At 37.8% G+C, this 23,138-nt stretch carries 22 protein-coding genes; 14 read left to right on the top strand and 8 right to left on the bottom strand.

Going from position 1 to position 23,138, the window contains the following annotated elements; translation table 11 throughout:
* Positions 1-588 carry a PASTA domain-containing protein gene (locus tag CRO15_RS18740; protein ID WP_097047393.1) on the bottom strand — a complete coding sequence of 196 codons (588 nt, stop codon included), beginning with the start codon at positions 586-588 and terminating at the stop codon, positions 1-3.
* Positions 589-667: 79 nt separating this feature from the next.
* Between CRO15_RS18740 and CRO15_RS18735 the strand changes: the two genes are divergently transcribed.
* From CRO15_RS18735 to CRO15_RS18715, 5 genes are all read left to right on the top strand, one after another.
* A complete protein-coding gene (locus CRO15_RS18735) occupies positions 668-1,642 on the top strand; it encodes a D-alanine--D-alanine ligase (RefSeq protein ID WP_097047392.1) in 975 nt (324 codons plus the stop codon).
* A gap of 31 nt (positions 1,643-1,673) precedes the next feature.
* Positions 1,674-2,129, top strand: a complete 456-nt coding sequence (gene coaD, locus CRO15_RS18730; RefSeq protein ID WP_097047391.1) for a pantetheine-phosphate adenylyltransferase — start codon at positions 1,674-1,676, stop codon at positions 2,127-2,129.
* Between the two features lie 191 nt (positions 2,130-2,320).
* Positions 2,321-4,165 carry a PAS domain-containing sensor histidine kinase gene (locus CRO15_RS18725; protein WP_243397025.1) on the top strand — a complete coding sequence of 615 codons (1,845 nt, stop codon included), beginning with the start codon at positions 2,321-2,323 and terminating at the stop codon, positions 4,163-4,165.
* On the top strand, positions 4,149-4,562 hold the full coding sequence (locus CRO15_RS18720; RefSeq protein WP_165770003.1) for a response regulator: 414 nt from the start codon (positions 4,149-4,151) through the stop codon (positions 4,560-4,562). The genes CRO15_RS18725 and CRO15_RS18720 overlap by 17 nt, the downstream gene beginning before the upstream one ends.
* A 71-nt stretch (positions 4,563-4,633) precedes the next feature.
* On the top strand, positions 4,634-6,409 hold the full coding sequence (locus tag CRO15_RS18715; RefSeq protein ID WP_116458927.1) for a M14 family metallopeptidase: 1,776 nt from the start codon (positions 4,634-4,636) through the stop codon (positions 6,407-6,409).
* Here the strand turns inward: CRO15_RS18715 and CRO15_RS18710 are convergent.
* Complete coding sequence (locus CRO15_RS18710) at positions 6,390-6,998, bottom strand: NUDIX hydrolase (protein ID WP_097047388.1); 609 nt, start codon at positions 6,996-6,998, stop codon at positions 6,390-6,392. The genes CRO15_RS18715 and CRO15_RS18710 overlap by 20 nt on opposite strands.
* A gap of 7 nt (positions 6,999-7,005) precedes the next feature.
* Between CRO15_RS18710 and pyrE the strand changes: the two genes are divergently transcribed.
* Both pyrE and CRO15_RS18700 read left to right on the top strand, forming a co-directional pair.
* Entirely contained in the window at positions 7,006-7,647 is a 642-nt protein-coding gene (gene pyrE, locus CRO15_RS18705) for an orotate phosphoribosyltransferase (RefSeq protein ID WP_097047387.1), read from the top strand.
* A 6-nt stretch (positions 7,648-7,653) separates the two neighbouring features.
* Positions 7,654-8,049 (top strand): SRPBCC family protein, encoded by a 396-nt coding sequence (locus tag CRO15_RS18700; protein ID WP_097047386.1) that lies wholly within the window; start codon positions 7,654-7,656, stop codon positions 8,047-8,049.
* Here CRO15_RS18700 and CRO15_RS18695 read toward each other — a convergent pair.
* On the bottom strand, positions 8,046-8,789 hold the full coding sequence (locus tag CRO15_RS18695; RefSeq protein WP_097047385.1) for a biotin--[acetyl-CoA-carboxylase] ligase: 744 nt from the start codon (positions 8,787-8,789) through the stop codon (positions 8,046-8,048). The genes CRO15_RS18700 and CRO15_RS18695 overlap by 4 nt on opposite strands.
* A gap of 81 nt (positions 8,790-8,870) precedes the next feature.
* Here CRO15_RS18695 and rsfS point away from each other — a divergent pair, with 81 nt between their 5' ends.
* From rsfS to CRO15_RS18665, 6 genes are read left to right on the top strand one after another with little or no spacing between them, the layout of a single operon-like run.
* On the top strand, positions 8,871-9,248 hold the full coding sequence (rsfS, locus tag CRO15_RS18690) for a ribosome silencing factor (protein ID WP_097047384.1): 378 nt from the start codon (positions 8,871-8,873) through the stop codon (positions 9,246-9,248).
* Between the two features lie 4 nt (positions 9,249-9,252).
* Positions 9,253-11,196 (top strand): ATP-dependent zinc metalloprotease FtsH, encoded by a 1,944-nt coding sequence (gene ftsH, locus CRO15_RS18685; protein WP_097047383.1) that lies wholly within the window; start codon positions 9,253-9,255, stop codon positions 11,194-11,196.
* 51 nt (positions 11,197-11,247) lie between these two features.
* Positions 11,248-11,856, top strand: coding sequence for an LUD domain-containing protein (locus CRO15_RS18680; RefSeq protein ID WP_097047382.1), 609 nt, complete (start codon positions 11,248-11,250; stop codon positions 11,854-11,856).
* Positions 11,857-11,860: 4 nt separating this feature from the next.
* Complete coding sequence (locus tag CRO15_RS18675) at positions 11,861-12,664, top strand: phosphatidate cytidylyltransferase (protein WP_097047381.1); 804 nt, start codon at positions 11,861-11,863, stop codon at positions 12,662-12,664.
* A complete protein-coding gene (locus tag CRO15_RS18670; RefSeq protein ID WP_097047380.1) occupies positions 12,654-13,319 on the top strand; it encodes a phosphatidylserine decarboxylase family protein in 666 nt (221 codons plus the stop codon). The genes CRO15_RS18675 and CRO15_RS18670 overlap by 11 nt, the downstream gene beginning before the upstream one ends.
* Positions 13,312-13,575: an acyl-CoA-binding protein gene (locus CRO15_RS18665; protein WP_097047379.1), complete on the top strand. Its 264-nt coding sequence runs from the start codon at positions 13,312-13,314 to the stop codon at positions 13,573-13,575. The genes CRO15_RS18670 and CRO15_RS18665 overlap by 8 nt, the downstream gene beginning before the upstream one ends.
* Here the strand turns inward: CRO15_RS18665 and CRO15_RS18660 are convergent.
* The 5 genes from CRO15_RS18660 to CRO15_RS18640 all read right to left on the bottom strand — a co-directional run bounded on the left by CRO15_RS18660 (position 13,572) and on the right by CRO15_RS18640 (position 20,483).
* Positions 13,572-14,840 carry a sterol desaturase family protein gene (locus CRO15_RS18660; RefSeq protein WP_097047378.1) on the bottom strand — a complete coding sequence of 423 codons (1,269 nt, stop codon included), beginning with the start codon at positions 14,838-14,840 and terminating at the stop codon, positions 13,572-13,574. The two genes, CRO15_RS18665 and CRO15_RS18660, sit on opposite strands and share 4 nt — an antisense overlap.
* Positions 14,841-14,920: 80 nt before the next feature.
* The gene (locus tag CRO15_RS18655; protein ID WP_097047377.1) at positions 14,921-16,309 is read right to left on the bottom strand and encodes a Gfo/Idh/MocA family protein; all 1,389 of its coding nucleotides are present in this window, start codon (positions 16,307-16,309) and stop codon (positions 14,921-14,923) included.
* A gap of 143 nt (positions 16,310-16,452) precedes the next feature.
* Complete coding sequence (locus CRO15_RS18650) at positions 16,453-18,738, bottom strand: FdhF/YdeP family oxidoreductase (RefSeq protein WP_097047376.1); 2,286 nt, start codon at positions 18,736-18,738, stop codon at positions 16,453-16,455.
* A 37-nt stretch (positions 18,739-18,775) separates the two neighbouring features.
* On the bottom strand, positions 18,776-19,480 hold the full coding sequence (locus CRO15_RS18645; RefSeq protein ID WP_097047375.1) for a LytR/AlgR family response regulator transcription factor: 705 nt from the start codon (positions 19,478-19,480) through the stop codon (positions 18,776-18,778).
* A gap of 4 nt (positions 19,481-19,484) precedes the next feature.
* Entirely contained in the window at positions 19,485-20,483 is a 999-nt protein-coding gene (locus CRO15_RS18640) for a sensor histidine kinase (protein ID WP_097047443.1), read from the bottom strand.
* Positions 20,484-20,695: 212 nt separating this feature from the next.
* On the opposite strand from CRO15_RS18640, the gene CRO15_RS18635 reads away from it, so the two are divergent.
* Positions 20,696-23,086, top strand: coding sequence for a TonB-dependent receptor (locus tag CRO15_RS18635; protein ID WP_097047374.1), 2,391 nt, complete (start codon positions 20,696-20,698; stop codon positions 23,084-23,086).
* Positions 23,087-23,138: the final 52 nt, after the last annotated feature.

Genomic DNA, 23,138 nt, shown 5'->3' with positions numbered 1-23,138 from the left:
TTATTCAGAATCAGCCTGTACGCGAGCACTACCAGGTATCTTGCCATTACCGCAAATCAACTCAATTTTTGATGTTTTAGGCAATTTGTCTCCCGGTTTTATATGTTTACCCTTGTATTTCATTCGGTATACCATATCTCTCCCTAATTCATCAATATAGGTAACTCTTTGCACATCCAAACCTACTGCCCTTAGCATGGATGATGCATTTCGTTGTGTCACTTGAACAATATCTGGGACAGTAACTTTTTTATATCCAGATGGATTTACCGTAAAATAAATTTTCCTGTTCGCTTTTACTTTATTGCCTGCAGGTGGATTCTGATCAAGAATTGAAAATCTGGGATAATCCGGGTTGTAGTTGGATGAATCCAGCACCTGATAGCGCAGTCCTGCATCCTCTACTGCCTTGCGCATATCCATTACCGACATTTTTGAAAAATCGGGAACCTCAACAAACTCCCCATGGTTTGTTGAACTCTTCAACCATTTCAATGCCAAAAAAACGAAAAGGATAAGCACTACCAATGCCAAACCTAATTGAATCAGGAAAACTCTACTTTTTAGAAAGCTCAAAAATTGTTTCATGCATAATGCCTTATCGGAACAAATATAGGAAAGCCAGTCCTTTTTTCTTTACTTTGGTACATTGATATTCGACAAGCTGATGAAAAAAAACATCGCCATCATTATGGGTGGCTACTCCAGTGAATATGAAATTTCGATAAAAAGCGGCAATGTGGTTTACCAATATTTGGACAAATCCAGATACAATGCATACCGAATAATTATCACAACCAAAAAATGGGTTTATTTGGATGGTGATGGAAAGGAATCCCCAGTAGATAAATCAGATTTCAGTGTTGAAACAAAGCAAGGAAAAGTATATTTTGATTGCGTTTTTAATGCCATACATGGCACTCCAGGGGAAGATGGTATTTTGCAGGCCTATTTTGAGCTTCTTGATATGCCGCAAACATCCTGTAACCATTATCAAGCAGCACTTACCTTTAACAAAAGGGATTTACTGAGCACCTTAAAACCCTACGGGGTCCATTGTGCCCCTTCATATTATCTAAACTTAGGTGACTCCATTGATGAAAAGGCAATTGTTGAAAAAGTTGGATTACCGTGTTTTGTAAAGGCCAATAGAGCAGGTAGTAGTTATGGCATTTCCAAAGTATACGAAGAGAAAAACCTAAAAGCAGCCATTGACAACGCTTTTTCAGAGGATAATGAAGTTATTATAGAGTCATTTTTGGATGGAACAGAAGTATCCATAGGTGTGATTACCTACGACAACGAAGTTACCGTATTGCCCATTACCGAGATAGTTTCGGAGAACGATTTCTTTGATTATGAAGCTAAATATCAAGGGAAGTCCCAAGAAATAACACCGGCCAGAATTTCCAAGGCACAAGAGACCAACGTTTCCAAATTGGCAGCATCCATTTACAAAATATTGGGGTTAAAAGGATATTCGCGCAGTGAGTTTATATTTATTGGGGACATTCCTTATTTGTTGGAGGTCAACACCACTCCCGGATTAACGGAAGAAAGTATTTTACCACAACAAGCCATGGCAGCGGGCATACCCCTTCCAAAACTGTTTGGCAGTGCCATTGATGAAGCATTACGATAGAAAGCAGTATTTTTAAACAAACTTTCCGAGCATGAGACGCGCTATTTTTCCAGGTTCATTTGATCCTCTTACACTGGGACATTACGACATTATTAAAAGGGGCATAACCCTTTTTGATGAATTGTTGATAGCAATTGGCGTGAATGCCGATAAAAAATATATGTTCTCTTTGGAAGAGCGCACCAAGTTCATTGAAGAAGCATTTAAAGATGAACCAAAGATCAAGGTTGTCACATATGAAGGGCTTACCGTGGATTTTTGTAAGGAAGTGGATGCCAATTTTATTTTAAGAGGTTTGCGAAACCCTGGGGATTTTGAATTTGAAAAAGCCATAGCCCATACCAACAGAAAACTTTCAGAAATTGAAACTGTATTTCTATTGACCTCATCGGGCAAATCCTATATTAGTTCTTCCATAGTTAGGGATGTCATAAGAAATGGCGGTGATTATACCGGTTTGGTACCGGATACCGTGGTGGTTAAATAACTGCATACTCATATCTAATCGCAAAAGCTTCTGTCCAAATTTATCTACCAACAAACTGGCAGACTCTACCATTCGCCGAAAAAACAACAGAATTCAGTCCGTTCACAACATTATATGATTCCGCATGCTATAATTGATATACTTTAGTAGGAAATTTCTTATTTTTGTAATCCCAAATCTAACCTCGCATTTTGAAAGAAGTTGAAACCATCCCCCGCCATTACCTACTAAAACAATTACCCAGTTTCATTGCGCTTGTAGATAACAACCATATTTTGGTCGATGCTTCCGACTCTTGGCTTTCGCAATTTGGTGAAGACCCCAATAAAGGTTTGGGAACAAGCATTATGGATCTCTTTTTAAAACACAAGGGCATTGGTCCCAAAAGATTGGAAGAGTGTCTAACAAAAAACAAAACATGCACTATACGGCATAAAAAAGTTGAAAACACAAATCAACAATGGTTTAAAAGCACCTTTGTTCCATGGTTTGACGAAGAAGAAAATGTACTTGGCACCATTATTCAAACTGAGGATATCAGCATAGCAATTGAAAAGGACAAAGAGCTTGAAAAGGCAAAAACTCTTTTAAAAACAAAATCTGAAGTTGCTAAAGTGGGTAGCTGGGAATATGATATTGCAACAGAAAAACTTACTTGGTCTGATGTGACAAGGGCAATTCATCAAGTTTCTTCCAATTATGAGCCTACCGTAAGCGAGGGATTAGAGTTTTACAAAAGTGGTTACTGCAGAAACAAAATATCCATGCTGTTCCACAAAGCGCTACAAGATGGAACCCCTTTTAATGAACGCTTGGTAATTATTACCAAAAATGGTGAAGAGCGTTGGGTGATTGCCGGTGGCAAGGCCATCAAAAAAAACGGTAAGATTGAAAAACTTTTCGGGACTTTTCAAGACATTCACGAACAGGTTATGGCAGAGGCAAGAACAAGAGAAAGTGAGCAACTCTTGACTACTTTGATAGACAACCTACCTTTGAATGTCTTCGTAAAGGATCAAGACTCCAGAAAAATCCTGGTGAACAAATCAGAATGCGATTATTTGGGGACAACTCCAGAGAATTTGATTGGAAAAACTGATTTTGAACTTTATGATAAAAAAATAGCCCAAATCTCCAGAGATGAAGATTTAGAGGTAATGCGAACACTAAAACCCATGCTGGGCCAGGAAACCATAAATGTTAGAAAAGATGGGAGTTCAACTCATTTTTTAACATCAAAAATCCCACTTTTGGATGTAGAGGGCAAGGTCTATGGCCTTATAGGAATGAGTATGGACATCAGCAATTTAAAACAAAAAGAGGATGAACTACGGGACCTGATAAATGTAACTGCCATTCAAAATAAAAAACTTATCAATTTTGCGCATATAGTTTCCCATAATCTTAGATCCCATACTGCTAATTTTTCCATGCTGTTGGATTTCCTTATCAAAGAAAAGGATGAAAAAGAGAAGAATAGGATCATGAATATGTTATCCCACGCTTCCGACAATCTACTGGACACTCTTGAGAACTTAAATGAAGTTGTAGATATAAGTACCAATGTAAATCTTGAAAAAAAATCTTTGAACCTCACTGAGAATATAACTAGGGTAAGACAAAACTTGTCGGCTTTTTTAGAAAAGAACAAAACAGAATTCAAAAACAATGTTCAAGATGAACTTACGGTAATGAGTGTTCCCGCCTATTTAGAAAGTATTATCCTTAATCTGGTAACCAATGCGGTAAAATATCGTAATCCCAACAAAAATCCCATTATAGAGTTAAATGCTAAAAAGCAGGATAAACATGTTATCTTCAGTATATCGGACAATGGGTTAGGTATTGATTTGGACAGGTATGGCGGTAAAATCTTTGGCATGTACAAAACCTTCCATAATAACAAAGATGCCAGAGGTCTTGGCCTCTATATCATCAAGAACCAAATAGAAGCTATGGGAGGCAACATAACCGTAAGTAGCGAAGTGAACAAGGGTAGCACATTCAATGTTTATTTTAATGAAGAAAATCAATAGCATATATATTATTGATGATGATCCAATTACCATTTTCGGTATTAAAAAAATGCTGAAAACTGTAGCGGATTGCCCAGACATTGCTGCTTTTGAAAATGGAAAATTAGCTTTGGATGATTTATTGGCAAGGATGAAAAATGAAGGTCCAGTTCCGGAGGTCATTTTTTTGGATATCAACATGCCCATTATGGATGGGTGGGAATTTTTGGAAGAATTTGTGACCTTAGATGTAAAAAAAAGAATAATCATCAACGTCATTACATCCTCAATTGACCCCTCCGACTACCAAAAATGGAATTATTTTAGATTAAAGTGCCTACATTACCTTAATTTCAAGAATAAACCCATTTACAAAATCGACGCTACGGACCTCAAAAGAATCAATATAGCTTCATAACGGTAATATTGCCTATTTTTATCGTAAGAAATTGATTTTCTTATTTTTATTTTAAATAGCATTCTACAACCTTGAAGTATACAGTTCTTATTGCAATAGGGATACTCTGTTTATCCTGTGAGACCAAAACCGAAGACGAAGTTGCCTCTTACCAAACCTCTTATGAGGCTTCAGAAGGTAAAGAAACTGCTACTTATGAAGAAACAATTGCCTTTTATATAAAACTGGCCAAGGATTTCCCGGAAATCAACATTCAAACCATTGGCGAAACGGACAGTGGATATCCCTTACATATGGTCACCTTCAATCCTGACGGAGATTTCAATTTTGAACATTTAAGAAACGAAAAGACCATTATTCTTATAAACAATGGTATACATCCTGGGGAAAGTGATGGCATTGATGCTACTATGCTTCTTTATCGGGATTTGGCCACAAAAAAACTATCGGCTTCACCAAAAACAGTTCTGGTCACTATTCCCATTTATAATGTTGGAGGGTCGCTATACAGGAATTCTTATACAAGAGCCAATCAAAATGGGCCCTTGGAATATGGTTTTCGGGGCAACGCCCTTAACTATGATCTAAACAGGGATTTTGTAAAGATGGACACCAAAAATGCAAAAACTTTTTCTCAAATTTTTCATTTGGTTAAACCTGATGTCTTTATTGACAACCATGTGAGCAATGGGGCCGATTACCAATACACTCTAACCCATCTTTTTACTCAGCACAACAAAATGGGTGGAAAAATGGGCCAGTATCTACATGAACAATTCATGCCCTATTTGGAAGAATCTTTGGAAGAAAGTAATTGGGATATTACCCCATATGTCAATGTATACAACAGACCTCCAGAATTTGGTTTTAGTCAGTTTATGGATTACCCTAGATATTCCACTGGTTACACAACGCTATGGAACACTTTGGGCTTAATGGTGGAGACCCATATGCTCAAACCCTATAAAAAAAGGGTTAAAGGCACATATGAGTTAATGAAAAGCATGATGGATATTGTTGAAAAGGAGCATGATACCATATTGTCACTTCGGAAAGAAGTCTTGACCGAAAATCAAGATATTGCTGAATACTATTTTAATTGGCAATTGGACACAACTAAAACCTCAACATTGAATTTTAAAGGATACGAAGCTGAACATATTACAAGTGAGGTAACGGGACTAACTCGTTTAAAATACAATAGGGATAAACCATTTACCAAAGAAACTCAATATTATAACCACTATTTTCCTGCCGATACGGTTAAAGTTCCAGCGGCATATATTGTAAAACAAAGCTGGGGAGATGTCATGGAAAGGTTACGGGCAAATGACATCCACTATTTTGAAGTTGAAAAGGATACCGTTTTAATAGTAGAATCTTATGAAATTTTGGATTATGATACCAGAAAAACTCCATATGAAGGTCACTACCCTCATTTTAATACAACTGTAGATAAAAGTTTTTCTAAAATTGCATTTAGAGAAGGAGATTTTGTAATCCCTACTAACCAACCTGGTGTAAGATACCTACTAGAAACTCTTGAACCCCAAGGAGATGATTCATTCTTTAACTGGAATTTCTTTGATACAGTACTTCAACAAAAAGAGGGTTTTTCCCCCTATGTTTTTGAAGATGTGGCACAAGATATGTTAGCAAATGATTCTACTTTAAGAGATAGCTTTCTGCTTAAAAAAGCTACTGATGAAGATTTTTCCCAAAATTGGTATGCACAATTAGATTGGATTTACCAACGCTCAAAACATCGAGAGGAACCCTATTTAAGATATCCTGTATATAGAATTGCCAAAGGCAGCGGAGCCTCAGCTATTTTATCTCAGGATTAGGCCAGTCCTTAAAAAGGATTTTAATGTTGTGGTATGAATTTTTCAGGGCTTTCTTGACTTTTTTGGAACCTTTCCATTTTACTTTCATGATTCCCTCCTCTTTTTGTCCCACCAGTTTACCATCATAAGTGGTTGACATGGCAAACCAGTGCACTTGTTTCAATCTGTACTCTCCGTTCCTTCTAAAAACATGATAGGTAGTCTGAAGAAATTTATCGATAATTAATCCTTTTACCCCAGTTTCCTCTTCCACCTCCCTGATTGCCGCCTTTTCAATGGATTCACCTTTATCCACTTTTCCTTTTGGCAAATCCCATTTTTCATTTCTGTAAATAAAAAGAACCTTGCCTTTGGCATTGGTCACAAATCCGCCACCAGCAACCACTACAGGAATCTTGTGCATGAAAACATCAAGCATTTTTTCCTCATCTGGATGATAGACATAAGCTTCTTTCAATCGGCCCTTGGCCAAAGAATCTATAGCCATTAATATAGAATCGCCATCTAACGTAAAGAGATTTCCATTGGAATTATTCTGGCGCTCATTTGTTAAAATCAGTGGAGACTCATTAACAAAAACTTTATACATTTGCGCAATGGTTTTAGACAAGGATACTGCAAAAAAAACTGCCGAACTATTGCTGCAAATTAATGCAATAAAGTTGGAACCTGAAAATCCTTTTACATGGGCTTCAGGGTGGAAATCTCCCATTTATTGTGATAACAGAATTATGCTTTCTTATCCTGAGGTACGAAATTTTGTACAGGAGGTAATGGCAAAACAGGTAGAGAAGCTTTACGGAAAGCCCGACGTTATTGCCGGGGTAGCAACCGGTGCCATTGGAATTGGAATTTTAGTGGCAGAAGCACTGGGACTTCCCTTTGTGTATGTAAGACCAGAACCAAAATCGCACGGAAGACAAAACCAAATAGAAGGTTATTTGGAATCTGGCCAAAATGTTGTTGTGATAGAAGATTTGATAAGCACTGGAAAAAGTAGTTTAAATGCTGTTAAGGCGTTAAAAGAGCAACAAGTGAATGTAATGGGCATGATTGCCATTTTTACCTACGGTTTTTCTGTGGCAACTTCCAATTTTCAAGAAGAAAATGTAAGCTTGCATACACTTTCAGACTATAATCATTTAATTGAACAGGCTTCTGAGACCAATTACATCCAGGAATCCCATCAACAAACATTATTGGAGTGGAAAACCAATCCACAACAATGGAAACAATAAAATACTATGCACATTGAAACTCCTAAAAAGAAAATAGCCAAAAGTGACAAGGAAGTTTTTGATTTCTTAACTGACATCAAAAATTTTGAAACACTTATGCCGGACAACATTGACAAGTTTGAAGTTTTGGATGAAAAAACCTTCAAGTTTGCCCTAAAAGGTATGCCGGAAATTATTCTACGGTTAAAGGAGCATATTCCAAACGAAAAGGTGGTATTGGGTGCTGCAAGTGATAAATTGCCTTTTACCCTGACCGGAAACATTGAAGCTTTGGGAGACAACGAAAGCGAGGTTGGGCTTACATTTGAAGGTGAATTCAATGCCATGATGGCCATGATGATCAAATCACCCATCACCAATTTCATGGAGACGCTTTCTACCAATATGGACAAAATAAGCTAGTAAAGGAGCGAAACCTCTTTTAATCCAAACTCCTTAAATATCTTATCCTCTAACTCTATTATGAGTTTGCCATTGGTTGACACCCTACGGATAAATCCCATGTAGGTTTCTCCTGAGGCACCTTTAAAGGTGGAAGGTCTATCTTTCCTAAAAAGAAGTTTCTCATATGCTGGCAACATTTGGGCAACTGTTTTTTGCTCTACCCCAACAAAATAAGCTTTTAGATTTTCTATAATCTTGCACAGTAGCTCATCTAAATCAAAATGCTGCCCTGTCAGTGATTTTAATGAGGCTACTTTCTCTAAATTTTCGAAAGAAGTTTGGTTTACATTTAAGCCAATACCAATAATTGAATTTTGAATCAACTGCCCTTTTAGGATATTTTCAATCAAAATGCCACATATTTTAGAAGAACCTGACATTATGTCGTTGGGCCATTTTACCTGAACATCGGGTATGTTCAAATCTTTTAAAACATGGCAAACGGCTAGAGATACACAAATATTAAGATTGAATTGGTTGACCGCCCGTAAAGAGCTAAACCCTTTCAAGACACTACAAGTCAGGTTCTTACCATATTCCGACTGCCAAACGGTCCCCATTTGCCCCCTTCCTTTCAATTGTTTTTTGGTCACAATTGTTGTGTAATCATCCAATGTTTTGGACTGTAATAAATCCTTTAAGTAAAGATTTGTGGAGTCCGTGGCATCAAGTTTGATTATTTGAGTTAGTTCTCCCATTAAGGTGCGTCCAATGATATGTTAAATTCTAGGGCTAAGAAAACAAAAAAAATATAACTTTGTAGAAATTAAAATTTTTGAATGCAGAAAACGAAAGCTAGCGCAGATGAACTGATTGCCTTAATTTTACACGGAATAGAAGACGTTAAAGGAGTAGATATCAATCTACTTGATCTCAGAGAAATTGAAAATACAGTTTGTGACTACTTTATTATCTGCAATGGTACTTCCAATACGCATGTAAACGCAATTGTTTCATCCATCCAAAAAACTGTCAGCAAGGCCATACAAGACAAACCTTGGCATGTTGAAGGTTCAGATAATGCTGAATGGGTTTTAATGGATTATGTAAATGTTGTGGTTCATGTATTTCAAAAACATATTAGGGAATTCTACGACATAGAAGGACTTTGGGGAGATGCCAAAGTGACCATGGTGGAGAGCAGCTACAATTCATAAAAAAATGGCAAAAGAAAACAATTCCAATACCCCTAAAAAACCTCGTTTTAGTTCCTGGTGGATCTATGGCGTTGTAATTGCGTTGATCATAGGCTTTCAGTTTTTTGGAGGAAACAGTTTTTCCAGTACGGAAAAGACCACAACCTCTGAATTACAAGAGTATCTGAGAAATGGTGATATCGCAAAGATTATAGTAATCAAAAATCTTGGGCAGGCCAAAGTCTTTCTTACAGATGCGGCCATGCAGAAAGAAGTACACAAAAAAGTTAGTGAAAAACCTTTGATTCCTTCCACTGGAGCTATCCCTCAATATATATTGGAGTATGGAGATCTTCAGATATTTCAAAATGAAATTGATGAAATCAAAGTGGAGAATAGCTTGGAAACCATTGTTGAATTCGACACGGAATCCAATGTTTTAGGTGAACTGCTACTTTCCCTTTTACCTTTTGCGCTGATTATCGGAATCTGGATTTATTTAATGCGTAGGATGTCCGGAGGTGCCGGTGGAGGTGCTGGCGGGCAAATTTTCAATATTGGAAAATCCAAAGCAAAACTTTTTGATGAGAAAACGGATACGCGTACCTCTTTTAAAGATGTAGCTGGACTTGAAGGTGCTAAAGAAGAAGTGCAAGAAATTGTAGAGTTTCTTAAAAATCCAGATAAGTACACCTCGTTGGGAGGAAAAATTCCCAAAGGAGCCCTTTTGGTAGGACCTCCGGGAACGGGTAAAACACTTTTGGCAAAAGCCGTTGCTGGTGAAGCTAAGGTTCCCTTTTTCTCTTTATCTGGTTCAGATTTTGTTGAAATGTTCGTAGGTGTTGGTGCATCACGAGTAAGAGACCTTTTTAAACAAGCCAAAGATAAATCACCTGCCATCATTTTTATTGATGAAATTGATGCCATTGGCCGTGCAAGAGGGAAAAACAACTTTACAGGCTCTAACGATGAAAGAGAAAATACGCTAAACCAACTGTTGACAGAAATGGACGGGTTTGGCACAAATACCAATGTTATTGTATTGGCAGCTACCAACCGTGCAGATGTTCTTGACAAAGCTTTGATGCGTGCGGGACGCTTTGATCGTCAAATTTATGTTGACCTTCCAGATATACGCGAACGAAAAGAGATATTTGAAGTTCATCTTCGTCCAATTAAAACCGCAGAAACTTTGGATTTGGATTTTCTTGCCAAACAAACACCGGGTTTCTCTGGAGCAGATATTGCCAATGTTTGTAACGAGGCTGCATTAATTGCAGCTCGTAAAGAGAAAAAAGCGGTCAACCGACAAGATTTCTTGGACGCTGTGGATAGGATTGTAGGTGGTTTAGAGAAGAAAAATAAGATAATCACACCAGAAGAGAAAAAGACCATAGCCTATCATGAGGCCGGGCATGCCACTGTGAGTTGGATGTTGGAACATGCTGCTCCGTTGGTAAAAGTGACCATAGTACCCAGAGGGCAATCCCTTGGTGCTGCCTGGTACTTACCAGAGGAACGTTTAATAGTTCGCCCTGAGCAAATGCTGGACGAAATGTGTGCAACGATGGGAGGTAGAGCTGCAGAGCGGGTTATTTTCGATAAAATATCTACAGGAGCATTGAGTGATTTAGAAAAAGTTACTAAACAAGCTAGAGCCATGGTTACCATCTATGGCCTTAATGAGCAACTTGGGAACATCACGTACTATGACTCTTCAGGGAACAACGAATACGGTTTTACCAAGCCCTACAGTGAAGAGACTGCCCAAAAAATTGATGAGGAAATATCCAAAATTATAGAAGAGCAGTATCAGCGTGCCATAAAACTATTGGCTGATAATAAGGATAAACTTACAGAACTTGCGGATAGGCTCTTGGAAAAAGAAGTTATCTTTAAGGATGATTTAGAAAAGATTTTTGGAAAAAGACCATTCGAAAAGGAAGAAGAAGTAGAAACCGCTGAATAATTAAGTGGCTTTGGAGTAAGATTCGATTGATTAAAATGTTCTTGATACCCTATGGGAGTTTTTGATAAACTTTTTGGTGGAGGCAAAAAGGTTTCCAAAGAAACCGTGGAGACCCGGGGAGATCATATGCCCGATTTGAAGATTCCCGTTGACGAAAAATTCACCATTTACTTCAAAAAAAATGGAGGCAAGTTTATTTACTGCGAAGATGATATGGAAATCTCCGAAGCTCTAAAGAACATTGTATCCGAAAATGATTGGCAGAACCATCTTTTTTACACTTTGGATGAAAGATTGTCCAAAAGATTCTCTTCGGAAAAAATTAAATTTACCGATAACAGAAAAGAGAGCGATATCTTTTTTACCACTTGCGAGCATTTAATCGCACACAATGGATCTATTTTAGTGTGCTCGAATCAAATCAAAGAAAAAAAATTAGATGAGCTCCCTTCCAATTTAATTGTATACGCCACCACAAGTCAATTGGTAGATTCTATTAGTGAAGCCTTAAAGGTCATAAAAGAAAAATACAGGAAAAATATTCCTAACAACATAACCACATTGAAGCATTTTCAGCCTACCCCAGAAAATAAAAATGACTTCCTATCCTACGGTAGTACTTCAAAAAATGTATATCTTTTACTGCTAGAAGACTACTAAATACATGAAAGAAATTCTAAGACGCTCTATAACAGGGGCCATATATGTGGTACTCCTTATGGGGGCGGTTTTTTTAAGTTCGGACGCTTTTGATTTTCTTTTTATGGTATTTGGTCTTGCCTGTCTTTATGAATTCAAAAGGATAGTTCATCTAAAAGGATACTATATTTTTCTTGCTTACTTAGGGCTATGGTGGGCGTTTATTTATCTTATCAATGACACTTCCTTGATTCTCATATTGATGTTGTTGACCATAACCGTTGATCTTGCACTACTTGTTTTCCTTTTTTCCAAAAAAGCAAGACAGTTCAATACGCTTCAAAAGTTTATAATAGCTGTTTTTTACATTGGAGGTGGTTGCATTTTCTTAACAATGATTCCATATAAACAGAACAATTTTGCCCAGTTTCTCATCATGGGTATCTTTATTTTGATATGGGTCAATGATACTTTTGCTTATCTGGTAGGTCGTACTTTGGGCCGTACAAAATTATTTCCGTCAGTTTCTCCAAAAAAAACTGTTGAAGGTTCTTTAGGAGGTCTTATTTTTGCAATTGCTGCGGCTTATATTTTGGCAAAATATGAGACCAGCTTAACTTTGTTCCAATGGATGGTTCTTGCTGCTGTAATTGTAATTGCTGGTAGTATTGGCGATTTATTGGAATCCAAATTTAAACGTATGGCAGGTGTAAAGGACAGTGGGGCCATTTTACCTGGACATGGTGGAATTTGGGATAGACTTGATAGTTTGGTGTTTGCCGCACCATTTGCGTATTTAGTACTTAATTTATTTTCATATGTTTCATAAAGAAGGTCAAAAAATTATCATTGCCACTTTTTTTATTGTGGTAGCAATTGTCCTTTCTGCTCATTTCTATATAGATATTGAATGGATACAATATGCTGTTCAGATTGCAGCCTTAATCCTGTTAATATTGATATTGCAGTTCTTTAGAAACCCAAAAAGATCAGTGACTCCAAATTTTGATGAGATATTGGCGCCAGTTGATGGTAAAGTGGTTGTTATTGAAGAAGTTGAAGAACCTGAATATTTTAAAGGCAAAAGAAAGCAGGTATCCATTTTTATGTCTCCAATAAATGTGCACGTAACTCGTTATGCCGCCAGCGGCACCGTAACGTACTCCAAATACCATCCAGGAAAATATTTGGTAGCGTGGCACCCAAAATCCAGCACTGAAAATGAGCGTACCACCGTGGTGTTACATACTCCAAAATTTGGTGAAATAGGGTATCGACAAATTGCTGGAGCTTTAGCGCGACGTATTGTAAATTATGCGGAGGAGGGAGAACAAGTAACCCAAGGACAAGATGCAGGGTTTATTAAGTTTGGCTCAAGAGTTGATTTATTATTGCCTTTGGATTGTGACATTGCAGTAAAGTTGGGACAAAAAGTAGTAGGAGCTAAAACCTGTATTGCATCAATTAGGAAAAACGATGACTAATGAGGAGTTAAATACGGAGTTCAGGGAAGCTGTTTTTTTTATGAACAGCTATACAAAACCCTTACCTGCCGATTTATTGCTCAAACTGTACGCTTACTTCAAAATAGCCAATAAAAACTACAACAACCCGGGAAGTAAAACCCCATTGATCAATGCATTTAAAGCCAATGCCCTTATTCAAGCCCAGAGTATAAATGCAGAAGAGGCCATGAGAAAATATATCAATTTAGTAAATAAGGAAATAAAGAAAGTCTAATTGGCCAAATTTGATTCATTGACCCTTTTCTCTGCATACGTAAAGTAAAAGCCACCAAATATCGTAATCACAAAGTAAAGACCTATTAAATAACTACCAAAGGGCAAAAAGGCATTCAAACCAAACCAATCTCCTGTCACTAAAATCAATGCTAGTCCAGCTATACTCCTAAAAGTTTCAATCAAAGCAGCATAGGGTTTTCTATCCATCAAAGTAGTATATCCGTAAATTCCCAAAAACACAAAGCCACCAAAAATTAGCAGGTTATCAAATCCTATCTCAGAATAATTATAAAACATAAAGAGCAATAACGCGGTATTAAAAAGGAGCTGAAAAATGGTATATCCTTTTAAGGTGGTAGAAGCTTCTGGTTTGTATTTTGAAAAATTATAAACATCCTCAATTTTTGAAATAGGATATTCTTTGGCTACATCTCCCGGACGCCAACCTGTAGGCATGAACCATATCCGAATCTTATCCCATATACTCTTTGTTCGCCATGCATCCATACATAATCTCCAAAAATGCTGAAAATTAATCACGATAGGGTTCCATGTTGCTGCCGGCTTCAGAACGCCATATTGTGGTGGAACCTCATCCAATTCTTCTTGAAATGTTCCAAACCAGCGATCCCAAATACATAGTATTTGTCCTAGATTCTTGTCAATATACTCTGGATTTATGGCATGATGCACTCTATGTTGAGATGGTGTTACAATAATATATTCCAACCATCCCATTTTACCAATATGCTGGGTGTGGTACCAAAACTGTGCAAAAAGATGAACTGGTGCTAAAATGGCAATAATCTCTGCTGGCACCCCCATAAATGCAGCAGGTAGCAGCAATAATGGAAAATAGCCAACTACGTTCGAGATGGATTGTCGCAACGCACAAGCCAAATTGAATTCTTCACTACTATGATGAATAACATGTTGGTTCCAAAAAATATTGATGTGATGACTTAATCTATGGTTCCAATATCCGGCAAAATCAATAGCAATAAATGCAATTAACCATACAACCCAAGTAGCATCTATTTGAACCATGGCAAGATGCTCTACCAAATAAGGATATGTAACCAATACCAATGCCAGCCCCAAAGAATCCTTTACAATGTTGGTAAGACCAGAACTTAGACTACTTACTGTATCCATTACGTTATGCATTTGTTTTTTTACAAAATGCCCGTACAGAATTTCAACAAGTACAAGTCCGATAAAAAATGGGATAGCATATAATAATGCTGTAGCGTAGGTTTCCATATTCTAAATGTACAAAATCATCTTTAATGATTCTGTAGGAACCCCATAACCAATACATTACAACGTAGCTTAAAAAGAGTTTAGCTTATGATTGCCAATGGTTCGGTGCTCTTCCAATTTCCCCGTGTAAAATCAGGAAATGGTTGTGGTGCACCACCACTTGCCACTGAGCGTTCACTAAGAGGTGCTACAGCGCTCCAAAAACAACCTTCGTACACATTTTGATCCAGAGGAAGCCCTTTTTGCAAACATTCCACTACACGATAAATCATAATTCCGTCCATACCACCATGCCCACTGCCTTTGGCTGCTTGATTCAATCTTTTATACAATGGATGGTCATACTTCTCATAAAGTGCTTGTAATTGCTCTCCCTGAACCCAAGAATGATGATCTTTCGTCAGCCCTTCAACTCCTCCTTCAAGTGCTACCCGAGTTGGGAAACCCGCCAAAGTTCCTTTAGTGCCTTGAATCAAATTCAGTCGCGAATATGGCCTAGGACTTGTTTCATCCCACTGTACCATAACAGTTTTCCCCATATTAGTCTTGATGATGCTGGTATTCAAATCTCCACCCTTATATTCCAATTGATTCCATTTGTGATCACTTGGATAGTTCTTTTTGGCATATGCCGCTCTTCCCATTGAAGGAGTGGAAAAAGAGACTATACTTCCAAAATTATCTTCTCCCCTACCCAAATTCATATATTGCGCAACTGGACCCAAGCCATGTGTTGGGTATAAATTTCCATTACGCTGTGCATAATGGTGTGTTCTCCAAGAACCTGTTCCTCTTTGTTGTTCTTCCATTTGGAATCTTAGCTCATGGATATAGGCCGCTTCTCCATGTAATACTTCACCAATTACGCCTTGCCTGCACATATTTAGGAACATTAGCTCATCCCTGCTATAGTTAACATTCTCAAGCATCATACAATGCTTTTGTGTACGTTCGCTGGCATCTACAATATCCCACATTTCCTGAACCGTGACCGCAATAGGGACCTCAACAAATGCATGGGCACCGTGATTCATGGATTCAATGGCCATGGGAGCATGGTTAACCCAATTGGTAGCTATAAAAACCACATCAGGTTTCACCTCTTTTAACATTACCTTCCATTGGTTTTCATCTCCCCAATATTGTTTGATGTTTTTATGTCTATTAATTTTTGAGACTTCTTTTACCCAGTCTGTTTTTTGTTTTACCAAATCTTCGTACAGGTCACAAATTGCAACCACCTCTGTATTGGGCAATGCTGCAAAAAACTTAGCATGTCCTCCACCTCTTGCACCCACACCAATGAATGCAGCCCGTACTTTTTCAAGTTTAGGTGCCGCAAAATCCCCCATATATCTAGATTGGGAAGGTCTATCAATACCTGCTTGCAAATAGCTAGGCATCACTGAAACTGCAGCTGCTGACAACGAGGTCTTCTTTAGAAAATTACGTCGATTGATGTTTTTCATGTTGGTGCAAATTATTAATAGTTAAAAGTACGTTTATTAAAATCTGAAAGTAGGAAAAAAATAGGACACCTGTGCTATTCTATTTATGAAATTAACAATACGGACACAAATGTTTTACATCTGCTTATTCAATAAATCTTTTTCTACTTTGCCTCTATTTTAACTACCACTGATTTACTCACCGGAGTATGGCTCTTATAAGCATATAAATCAATAGGGACCAACACATTGGTTTCAGGAAAATAGGCACACAGATTTTTGGATGGAATGTTATATGGCACAATTTTGAAGTTTTCCGCTCTCCGTTGTTTCCCTGAATAATTACTAATTAAATCAACTATTTGTAGTGGTTTCAGTCCTTTTTCTTTGATATCATCTGGATTCATGAAAACTACCCTTCTTTCTCCATAAATACCTCTATACCTATCATTCATGCCATAAATGGTAGTATTAAATTGATCATGGCTACGAACTGTCATCAAAACAAACTCATCTTCTGCCAAATTATGTTCTGGAGGTTTACAAATTGAAAATTGGGCCTTTCCGCCAGGTAGTTTTGAGAAATCCGACTCCCTAGCATTGTTCGGCAAATAAAATCCAGAGCCTTTGGACCGATTGGAATAGTCCTCATATCCCCTTAAAACTTCAGAGATCTTCTCCCGAGTTAGGTCATAATCACTTCCCAAAGTCATCCAATCAATGTTGGATGATTCGCCAAAATATGCATTTGCAATTTCGGCCACAATTTCAGGTTCGCTTTTGAGTTTGTCGCTGGCAGGTTTCATCCGTCCCATGCTCTGGTGCACCTTGCCCATACTATTTTCAACTGTCACAAAACGTTCATTATCTTGTTCGGTCCTGCCCAAAGTTGGCAAAATCAAGGCCGTTTTACCCACTGTTAAATGGGTACGGTTCAATTTTGTCGTTACAGAAACGGTCAAATCACAGTTTTGCAATGCCTGAGCAGTATAAACGGTATCGGAAGCAGCAGAAACAAAGTTTCCGCCCAAAGCAATAAAAACTTTTGCTTTGCCATTATACATTGCCTTAATACCATTTACAGTATCCAGACCTTCCGTATCCGGCGGATCAAAATCAAAAGTTTCTTTAAGAGCTTTGTTCAAAGGCTTGGAAACATAATGCATGATTCCCACGCTCCTATCTCCCTGTACATTGCTATGACCACGAACCGGACAGGTACCAGCTCCTTTTTTACCGATACTCCCTTTTGCCAGCAATAAATTCACACATTCCTTGATGTTTTCCACTCCATTTTTGTGCTGCGTAAGGCCCATCGCCCAACAAATAATGATTTTTGATTTTTTCACTAGCAAGTCAACTGCTAGATCAATTTGAGCCGAATCTACTCCGCATAATTCCAGTAGCTGATCTTCATTGTACTTTTCCAAATCCTCTAAAAGTTCTTGAAAGCCATTGGTTTTGTTTTTGATAAAGTCATGGTCAAAAACAAATTCCCCCTCTTCTTCCCTTTTTGCCAATCGTTTCATGATTAGCTTGAGCAGCGACACATCTTGGTTAATTTTTACCTGTAGAAAAATATCGGTCAGCTGGGTGCCCTTACCAAAAATCCCACTTAGTTGTTGCGGGTTTTTGAATCGATTAAGCCCACTTTCAGAAAGTGGATTTATGGTTATGATCTTTCCACCTTTTTCCTTACACTTTTGAAGTGCCGTTAACATTCGAGGGTGATTCGTGCCAGGGTTTTGGCCAATGACCATAACCACCTCGGCCTCGTGTAAATCTTCTAAAACAACGGAACCTTTTCCAATACCCAAAGTTTCGGAAAGGGCCACACCACTAGATTCATGACACATATTTGAACAATCAGGCATGTTGTTGGTTCCAAAAGCACGAACAAACAAACCATATAAAAAGGCAGCTTCATTACTGGAACGCCCAGAGGTATAAAAAATGGCCTCGTCCGGTGAATCCAAAGCATGCAACTGCTCCGCAATGAGTTTGAAGGCATCTGACCATGAAATGGGCTCATAGTGAATCGAATCCGGTCTTAGAATAAAAGGCTCCGTAATTCTACCGCTTTTTCCAATTTGGTAATCGGTCCATGTAGAAATCTCCTCGACCGAATATTTTTCAAAAAAAGCCTTGTCCACACGTTCAAAAGTTGCCTCCTCAGCAATGGCTTTTGCTCCATTTTCACAGTATTCACCTAATTTCGATGGGGTATCAGGATCGGGCCATGCACAACCTGGGCAATCAAAGCCCTCTTTTTGGTTCATTCGGGAAAGGGTTTTCAAGGAACGAAACAGACCCGATTCCTTACTCACATGTTCCAATGCGATTTTTACACCAGGAATGCCTGCAGCATATTCAGAAGGTTCTGTAACTTTTAAATCCGAAAATTCTATATTTCCAGTAACAGAGATGTTGCGCTTGATGGAATTCGACATATTACTAAAATACGATTGTCTTTAATCCCATACATTGTTATTTCAAAATTTCTTTTAAAAAAGCCTCCTTATAAGCTCTTCCTATTGGGATTTTATCTCCTCCGGAAAGGTTCACCTGATTGCCAATCAGTTTTTCAATTTTATCCGAATTAATGATATGCGATTTATGAATCCTTTTAAACTTTTGATTGGGTAATGATTCCAACCAATACCGCAACGGTTCATTGGAAAGATATTTTTTCTTAGCAGTAACAACTTCCGTATAATCGGAATCAGAATCAATATGTTCTATGGCATCCAGGTCAACCTTAAAAAGTTCATGGCCCGATTTTATATAAACGTACCCTCTTTGTCCTTCTTGCAATTGACCAGTATCTACGGTTCCCTCCACTTTTGGATTTAAGGGTACCTTAGCGATTGCCTTTAAAAATCTTTGAAACGAAAAGGGCTTCAACAAGTAGTCTACCACATTGAGTTCATAACTCTCCAGAGCATATTCTGAAAAAGCTGTTGTCAAAATCACTTGCGGTGGATTTGACAGTGTCTTTAAAAAATCAATTCCTGAGATTTTCGGTAAATGGATATCCAAAAACAATAACTCCACTTCTTCAGATTTAAGAAACTCCAAGGCAAGCAAAGCATCTGAAAACACACCTTTAAGTTCAAGTGTGTTCACATCTTCAATAAACTTTTTCAAAATACGCTGTGCTGGTGGTTGATCTTCAATGATGATACATCTCATAACATTACGATTTTTCCAATTCCATGGATAAAGACACCGTAAATTGGTTACTTTTTTCTTCAATTAAAAGTTGATGTTTATTGGGGTACAACAGTTGCAATCGTTTTTTAACATTCTCCAATCCAATACCTTTGGCAATGGAATCCAAACCAGCTATAGGTTCAAAGTTATTGGTGCACATAAATTGTAGTTGATTACCTTGCTGGGTCACCTCAATATCAATTTCAATATTTGAAGATTGTCCTGACTGGCTATGTTTAAAGGCATTTTCAATAAACACAATTAAAATCAACGGAGCAATTTTATAGCCTGATGTTGTTTGCTGTGCTTTAAATTGAACGTCTCCTCTTTCTTCAATCTGTAATTTGTACAACTTAATAAAGTTGCCCAATTGTTCCATTTCCTTTTTTAAAGGAACAAATTTTTCCTTGCATTCATAAAGCATGTATCGAAGTACTCCACTCATTTCCAAAATAATCTCGGGGGTTTTGGTAGAGTTTTCCAAAGCGTACGAGTACAAATTGTTCAAATTATTGAACAAAAAGTGCGGATTGATCTGTGACCTTAAAAATTGAAGCTCACTTTCTTGTACGGTGCTTTTTAATTCATCTATCTGTTTTTGTTTTTGGAGTGCATCCCATCCAAATTTGAATCCAGATAATATTGCGAGTATAGGAACAATATCAAATAAGGCATAATAGACCCCTGGGAAAACATTGGCTCGTCTTGTACCAGGATAAAAAATCTTCTCAAGCACAAGTTCCTCCAACAGGATCAGTGCAACTATGATTATTAAAACACTACCGAAAAATTTTAATGGCTTTTTTTTATATAAAAAATTAGGCATTAAATAGTACGCTATAATTCCAGAAGCAACGGCATAGCTTAGAAAGAATACAGTTTCAGGGAAATCAATACGTGGATCCCTTCGGTCAAAAGAATAGAATAGAAAGACCAGAAGGTGCAATATGATCTGAAAAGTAAACTCCTTTCGAGTAATCACGTGTTCAATTTTAACAGTATACAAAACTATTCACCAAAAGATAACAAAAGAAAAGTAATACTGTCAACAACATTTTTGTGCCCTTGAACAACATTGGAAATGTTAAATTTTCTTAATCTGTGTCGATTGGAGCAAAATGGACGTTGTTCACAGAATTTCTCCAGATTTTTTTCTTGTTCCATACCATCTTTGGAGTAGAAACCAAAATACCCATGACATTGTTAAAAGAACCAAAACATAGTTTCTTATTGATATTGACGCTCCTATTTTCATTTTGGACCATAGAAGCGCAAGTTAAAACTGTTGAATTTACGGGGAAAGTGGTTGACACATCTACAGGGCAGGGAGTTGCTTATGCCACGGTCATGGTTGCCAATAACAATACTAAAAAGGCAATTGTTGGCACAACAACTTTGGAAGATGGTTCTTTTATGCTAAAAACGGATGCAACGGACTACTATATAGAAATCAGTTTTATTGGTTTTGAAAAGAAAATAATTCAAAAACCGAACTCAGATGACCTTAAAATAGATTTGGGCGTTATCCAAATTGCAGAGGATACCCAAAAATTGGAAGAAGTTGTGGTACAAGGGGAAGTTTCAAAAACGGTTTTTAAATTGGATAAACGGGTCTTTAACGTTGGAAAAGACCTAAGCAGTGCAGGAGCCAGTGCTTTAGAAGTGCTGAACAATGTGCCTTCAGTTAATGTCAATATTGAAGGTCAAATCAGTTTAAGGGGAAGTCAAGGTGTTCAGGTACTTATCAACGGAAAACCATCCATTATTACCAGTGATGAAAGCAACGCACTGGGAACCATTACTGCGGATATGATCGATCGCGTAGAGGTAATCACCAATCCGTCTGCCAAATATGATGCCGAAGGCACTTCGGGCATTATCAACATCGTAATCAAAAAAGAAGAACGACGTGGTTTGAATGGTTCAGTTTCCGTAAACACTGGTGCTCCCGATAGTCACAGTGTGGGTGTGAGCTTAAATAAAAGAACAGAGAAATTCAATCTTTTTACCCAATTGGGTGCTGGTTATCGAGAATTGCCCAACGACAGCGAAAGCCGAAATACCGATTTGACAACCAATACCACCATATTATCCATTGGAGAAGAGTTCCGCAATGAGGCCTATTATAATTTTGTATTGGGAACGGATTACTATTTTAATCCAACAAGCGTATTGACGCTCTCAGGAAATTTTGCACTGGAAATTGAGGATCAACCCTCAACCACCAATTTTTCCTCTTTGTCTGGAACTGATATTGTTACTTCGGAATGGGAAAGAACGGAAATTACTGAGGCCACAAACCCGAAATTCCAGTATGAATTGCAATACAAAAAGGATTTTAAGGGAAATGAAGACCATACCCTTTTGTTCAGTGCCTTGGGGAACTTTTTTGGCAAAGACCAATCTTCAGAGTTTACAGACACCACCATTTCAGGAACAAACAATGATAACAGTCAACTGACACGAACTGATTTTAAAGAAGCCGTATTTACCTTTAAATTGGATTACACCAAACCTTTTACAGAAGAATTGACCTGGGAAACCGGCGCACAATATGTATTGAATGATGTTAGCAACGATTATGAAGTTCAAAATTTGATCAATGGGGCATTTCAAGTGGATCCAGGTCTGACCAACATTTTTGAGTATGATCAAAAAGTACTTGGTTTATATACCACCGGAGCATACGAAGGCAAAAAATGGGGCGTAAAAGGCGGACTTCGTCTGGAACAGACCAATTTAAACACTTTTTTGACCAATACAGGTGAGGACAATTCACAAGATTACGGTAATCTGTTTCCCAGTTTGCATACTTCATACAAGTTTTCGGAAAAAATTTCACTGCAGGCCGGATATTCCAAACGGATATATAGACCCAGAATGTGGGATTTAAATCCATTTTTCAACATCCGGAACAATTTTAGTATCCGGCAAGGGAATCCAGAACTCATGCCTGAATTCACAGATTCATACGAAGTTACAAGTATCTTCTTCATTGGGAAAACGGCACTCAACCTCGGTGTTTATCATCGCTATACCACAGATGTCATTGAACGTATCTCCATGTTTGAAAACAATGTGAACACTACTAGACCTGAAAACATTGGCACCAATAAAACAACAGGAATTGAATTCAATACGAAATACAGTCCTGTGAAGTGGCTGACTTTTAATGCAGACTTAAATTACAATCAATTTAGTCGAGAAGGAATTTTTGAGGCCATTGTTTTTGATTTTAATGCGGAAAGATGGTCCTCCAAACTCATGACCAAAGTAAAGTTTCCGGCAGATATTGACCTAGAAGCTACTGGAAATTATAGGTCAAGCTACCAAACGGTACAAGGTGAAGTAAACGACTACGCTTTTATGGATTTGGGTCTTCGAAAAAAATTGATGAAAGGGAAAGCCATACTAAACTTGAGTGTTCGTGACATCTTTGCGTCAAGAATCAGTGAAAGTCAGATTGCACAAGCAGACTTTGAGGTCTACAGCCGTCGTCAACGAGGAAGGTTTGTCGCCTTTGGGTTTAGCTATGGTTTTGGTAAAGGCGAAGCCATGCAGTATTCTGGTGGACGGAGGAGGTAAAAGGCATATAAATTGCCACTTCGAGCGCAGTCGAGAAGTTTTGAACAAAATT

It is taken from the genome of Flagellimonas pacifica (assembly GCF_900215465.1).
Classification (GTDB): domain Bacteria; phylum Bacteroidota; class Bacteroidia; order Flavobacteriales; family Flavobacteriaceae; genus Flagellimonas; species Flagellimonas pacifica.
Note: the sequence above shows the minus strand (reverse complement) of the source record. Positions and strands in the feature narration are given on the sequence as shown.

Bases quoted from the DNA above. Each gene is read 5' to 3' on its own strand.
- CRO15_RS18700 (WP_097047386.1), top strand. From the start codon at position 7,654: ATGCACATTGAAACTCCTAAAAAGAAAATAGCCAAAAGTGACAAGGAA.
- CRO15_RS18710 (WP_097047388.1), bottom strand. From the start codon at position 6,998: ATGTATAAAGTTTTTGTTAATGAGTCTCCACTGATTTTAACAAATGAG.
- CRO15_RS18680 (WP_097047382.1), top strand. From the start codon at position 11,248: ATGGGAGTTTTTGATAAACTTTTTGGTGGAGGCAAAAAGGTTTCCAAA.
- coaD (WP_097047391.1), top strand. From the start codon at position 1,674: ATGAGACGCGCTATTTTTCCAGGTTCATTTGATCCTCTTACACTGGGA.
- CRO15_RS18650 (WP_097047376.1), bottom strand. From the start codon at position 18,738: ATGTCGAATTCCATCAAGCGCAACATCTCTGTTACTGGAAATATAGAA.
- CRO15_RS18635 (WP_097047374.1), top strand. From the start codon at position 20,696: ATGACATTGTTAAAAGAACCAAAACATAGTTTCTTATTGATATTGACG.
- CRO15_RS18740 (WP_097047393.1), bottom strand. From the start codon at position 588: ATGAAACAATTTTTGAGCTTTCTAAAAAGTAGAGTTTTCCTGATTCAA.
- CRO15_RS18645 (WP_097047375.1), bottom strand. From the start codon at position 19,480: ATGAGATGTATCATCATTGAAGATCAACCACCAGCACAGCGTATTTTG.
- pyrE (WP_097047387.1), top strand. From the start codon at position 7,006: ATGGTTTTAGACAAGGATACTGCAAAAAAAACTGCCGAACTATTGCTG.
- CRO15_RS18695 (WP_097047385.1), bottom strand. From the start codon at position 8,789: ATGGGAGAACTAACTCAAATAATCAAACTTGATGCCACGGACTCCACA.
- ftsH (WP_097047383.1), top strand. From the start codon at position 9,253: ATGGCAAAAGAAAACAATTCCAATACCCCTAAAAAACCTCGTTTTAGT.
- CRO15_RS18660 (WP_097047378.1), bottom strand. From the start codon at position 14,840: ATGGAAACCTACGCTACAGCATTATTATATGCTATCCCATTTTTTATC.
- CRO15_RS18720 (WP_165770003.1), top strand. From the start codon at position 4,149: ATGAAGAAAATCAATAGCATATATATTATTGATGATGATCCAATTACC.
- rsfS (WP_097047384.1), top strand. From the start codon at position 8,871: ATGCAGAAAACGAAAGCTAGCGCAGATGAACTGATTGCCTTAATTTTA.
- CRO15_RS18675 (WP_097047381.1), top strand. From the start codon at position 11,861: ATGAAAGAAATTCTAAGACGCTCTATAACAGGGGCCATATATGTGGTA.
- CRO15_RS18735 (WP_097047392.1), top strand. From the start codon at position 668: ATGAAAAAAAACATCGCCATCATTATGGGTGGCTACTCCAGTGAATAT.
- CRO15_RS18655 (WP_097047377.1), bottom strand. From the start codon at position 16,309: ATGAAAAACATCAATCGACGTAATTTTCTAAAGAAGACCTCGTTGTCA.
- CRO15_RS18670 (WP_097047380.1), top strand. From the start codon at position 12,654: ATGTTTCATAAAGAAGGTCAAAAAATTATCATTGCCACTTTTTTTATT.
- CRO15_RS18665 (WP_097047379.1), top strand. From the start codon at position 13,312: ATGACTAATGAGGAGTTAAATACGGAGTTCAGGGAAGCTGTTTTTTTT.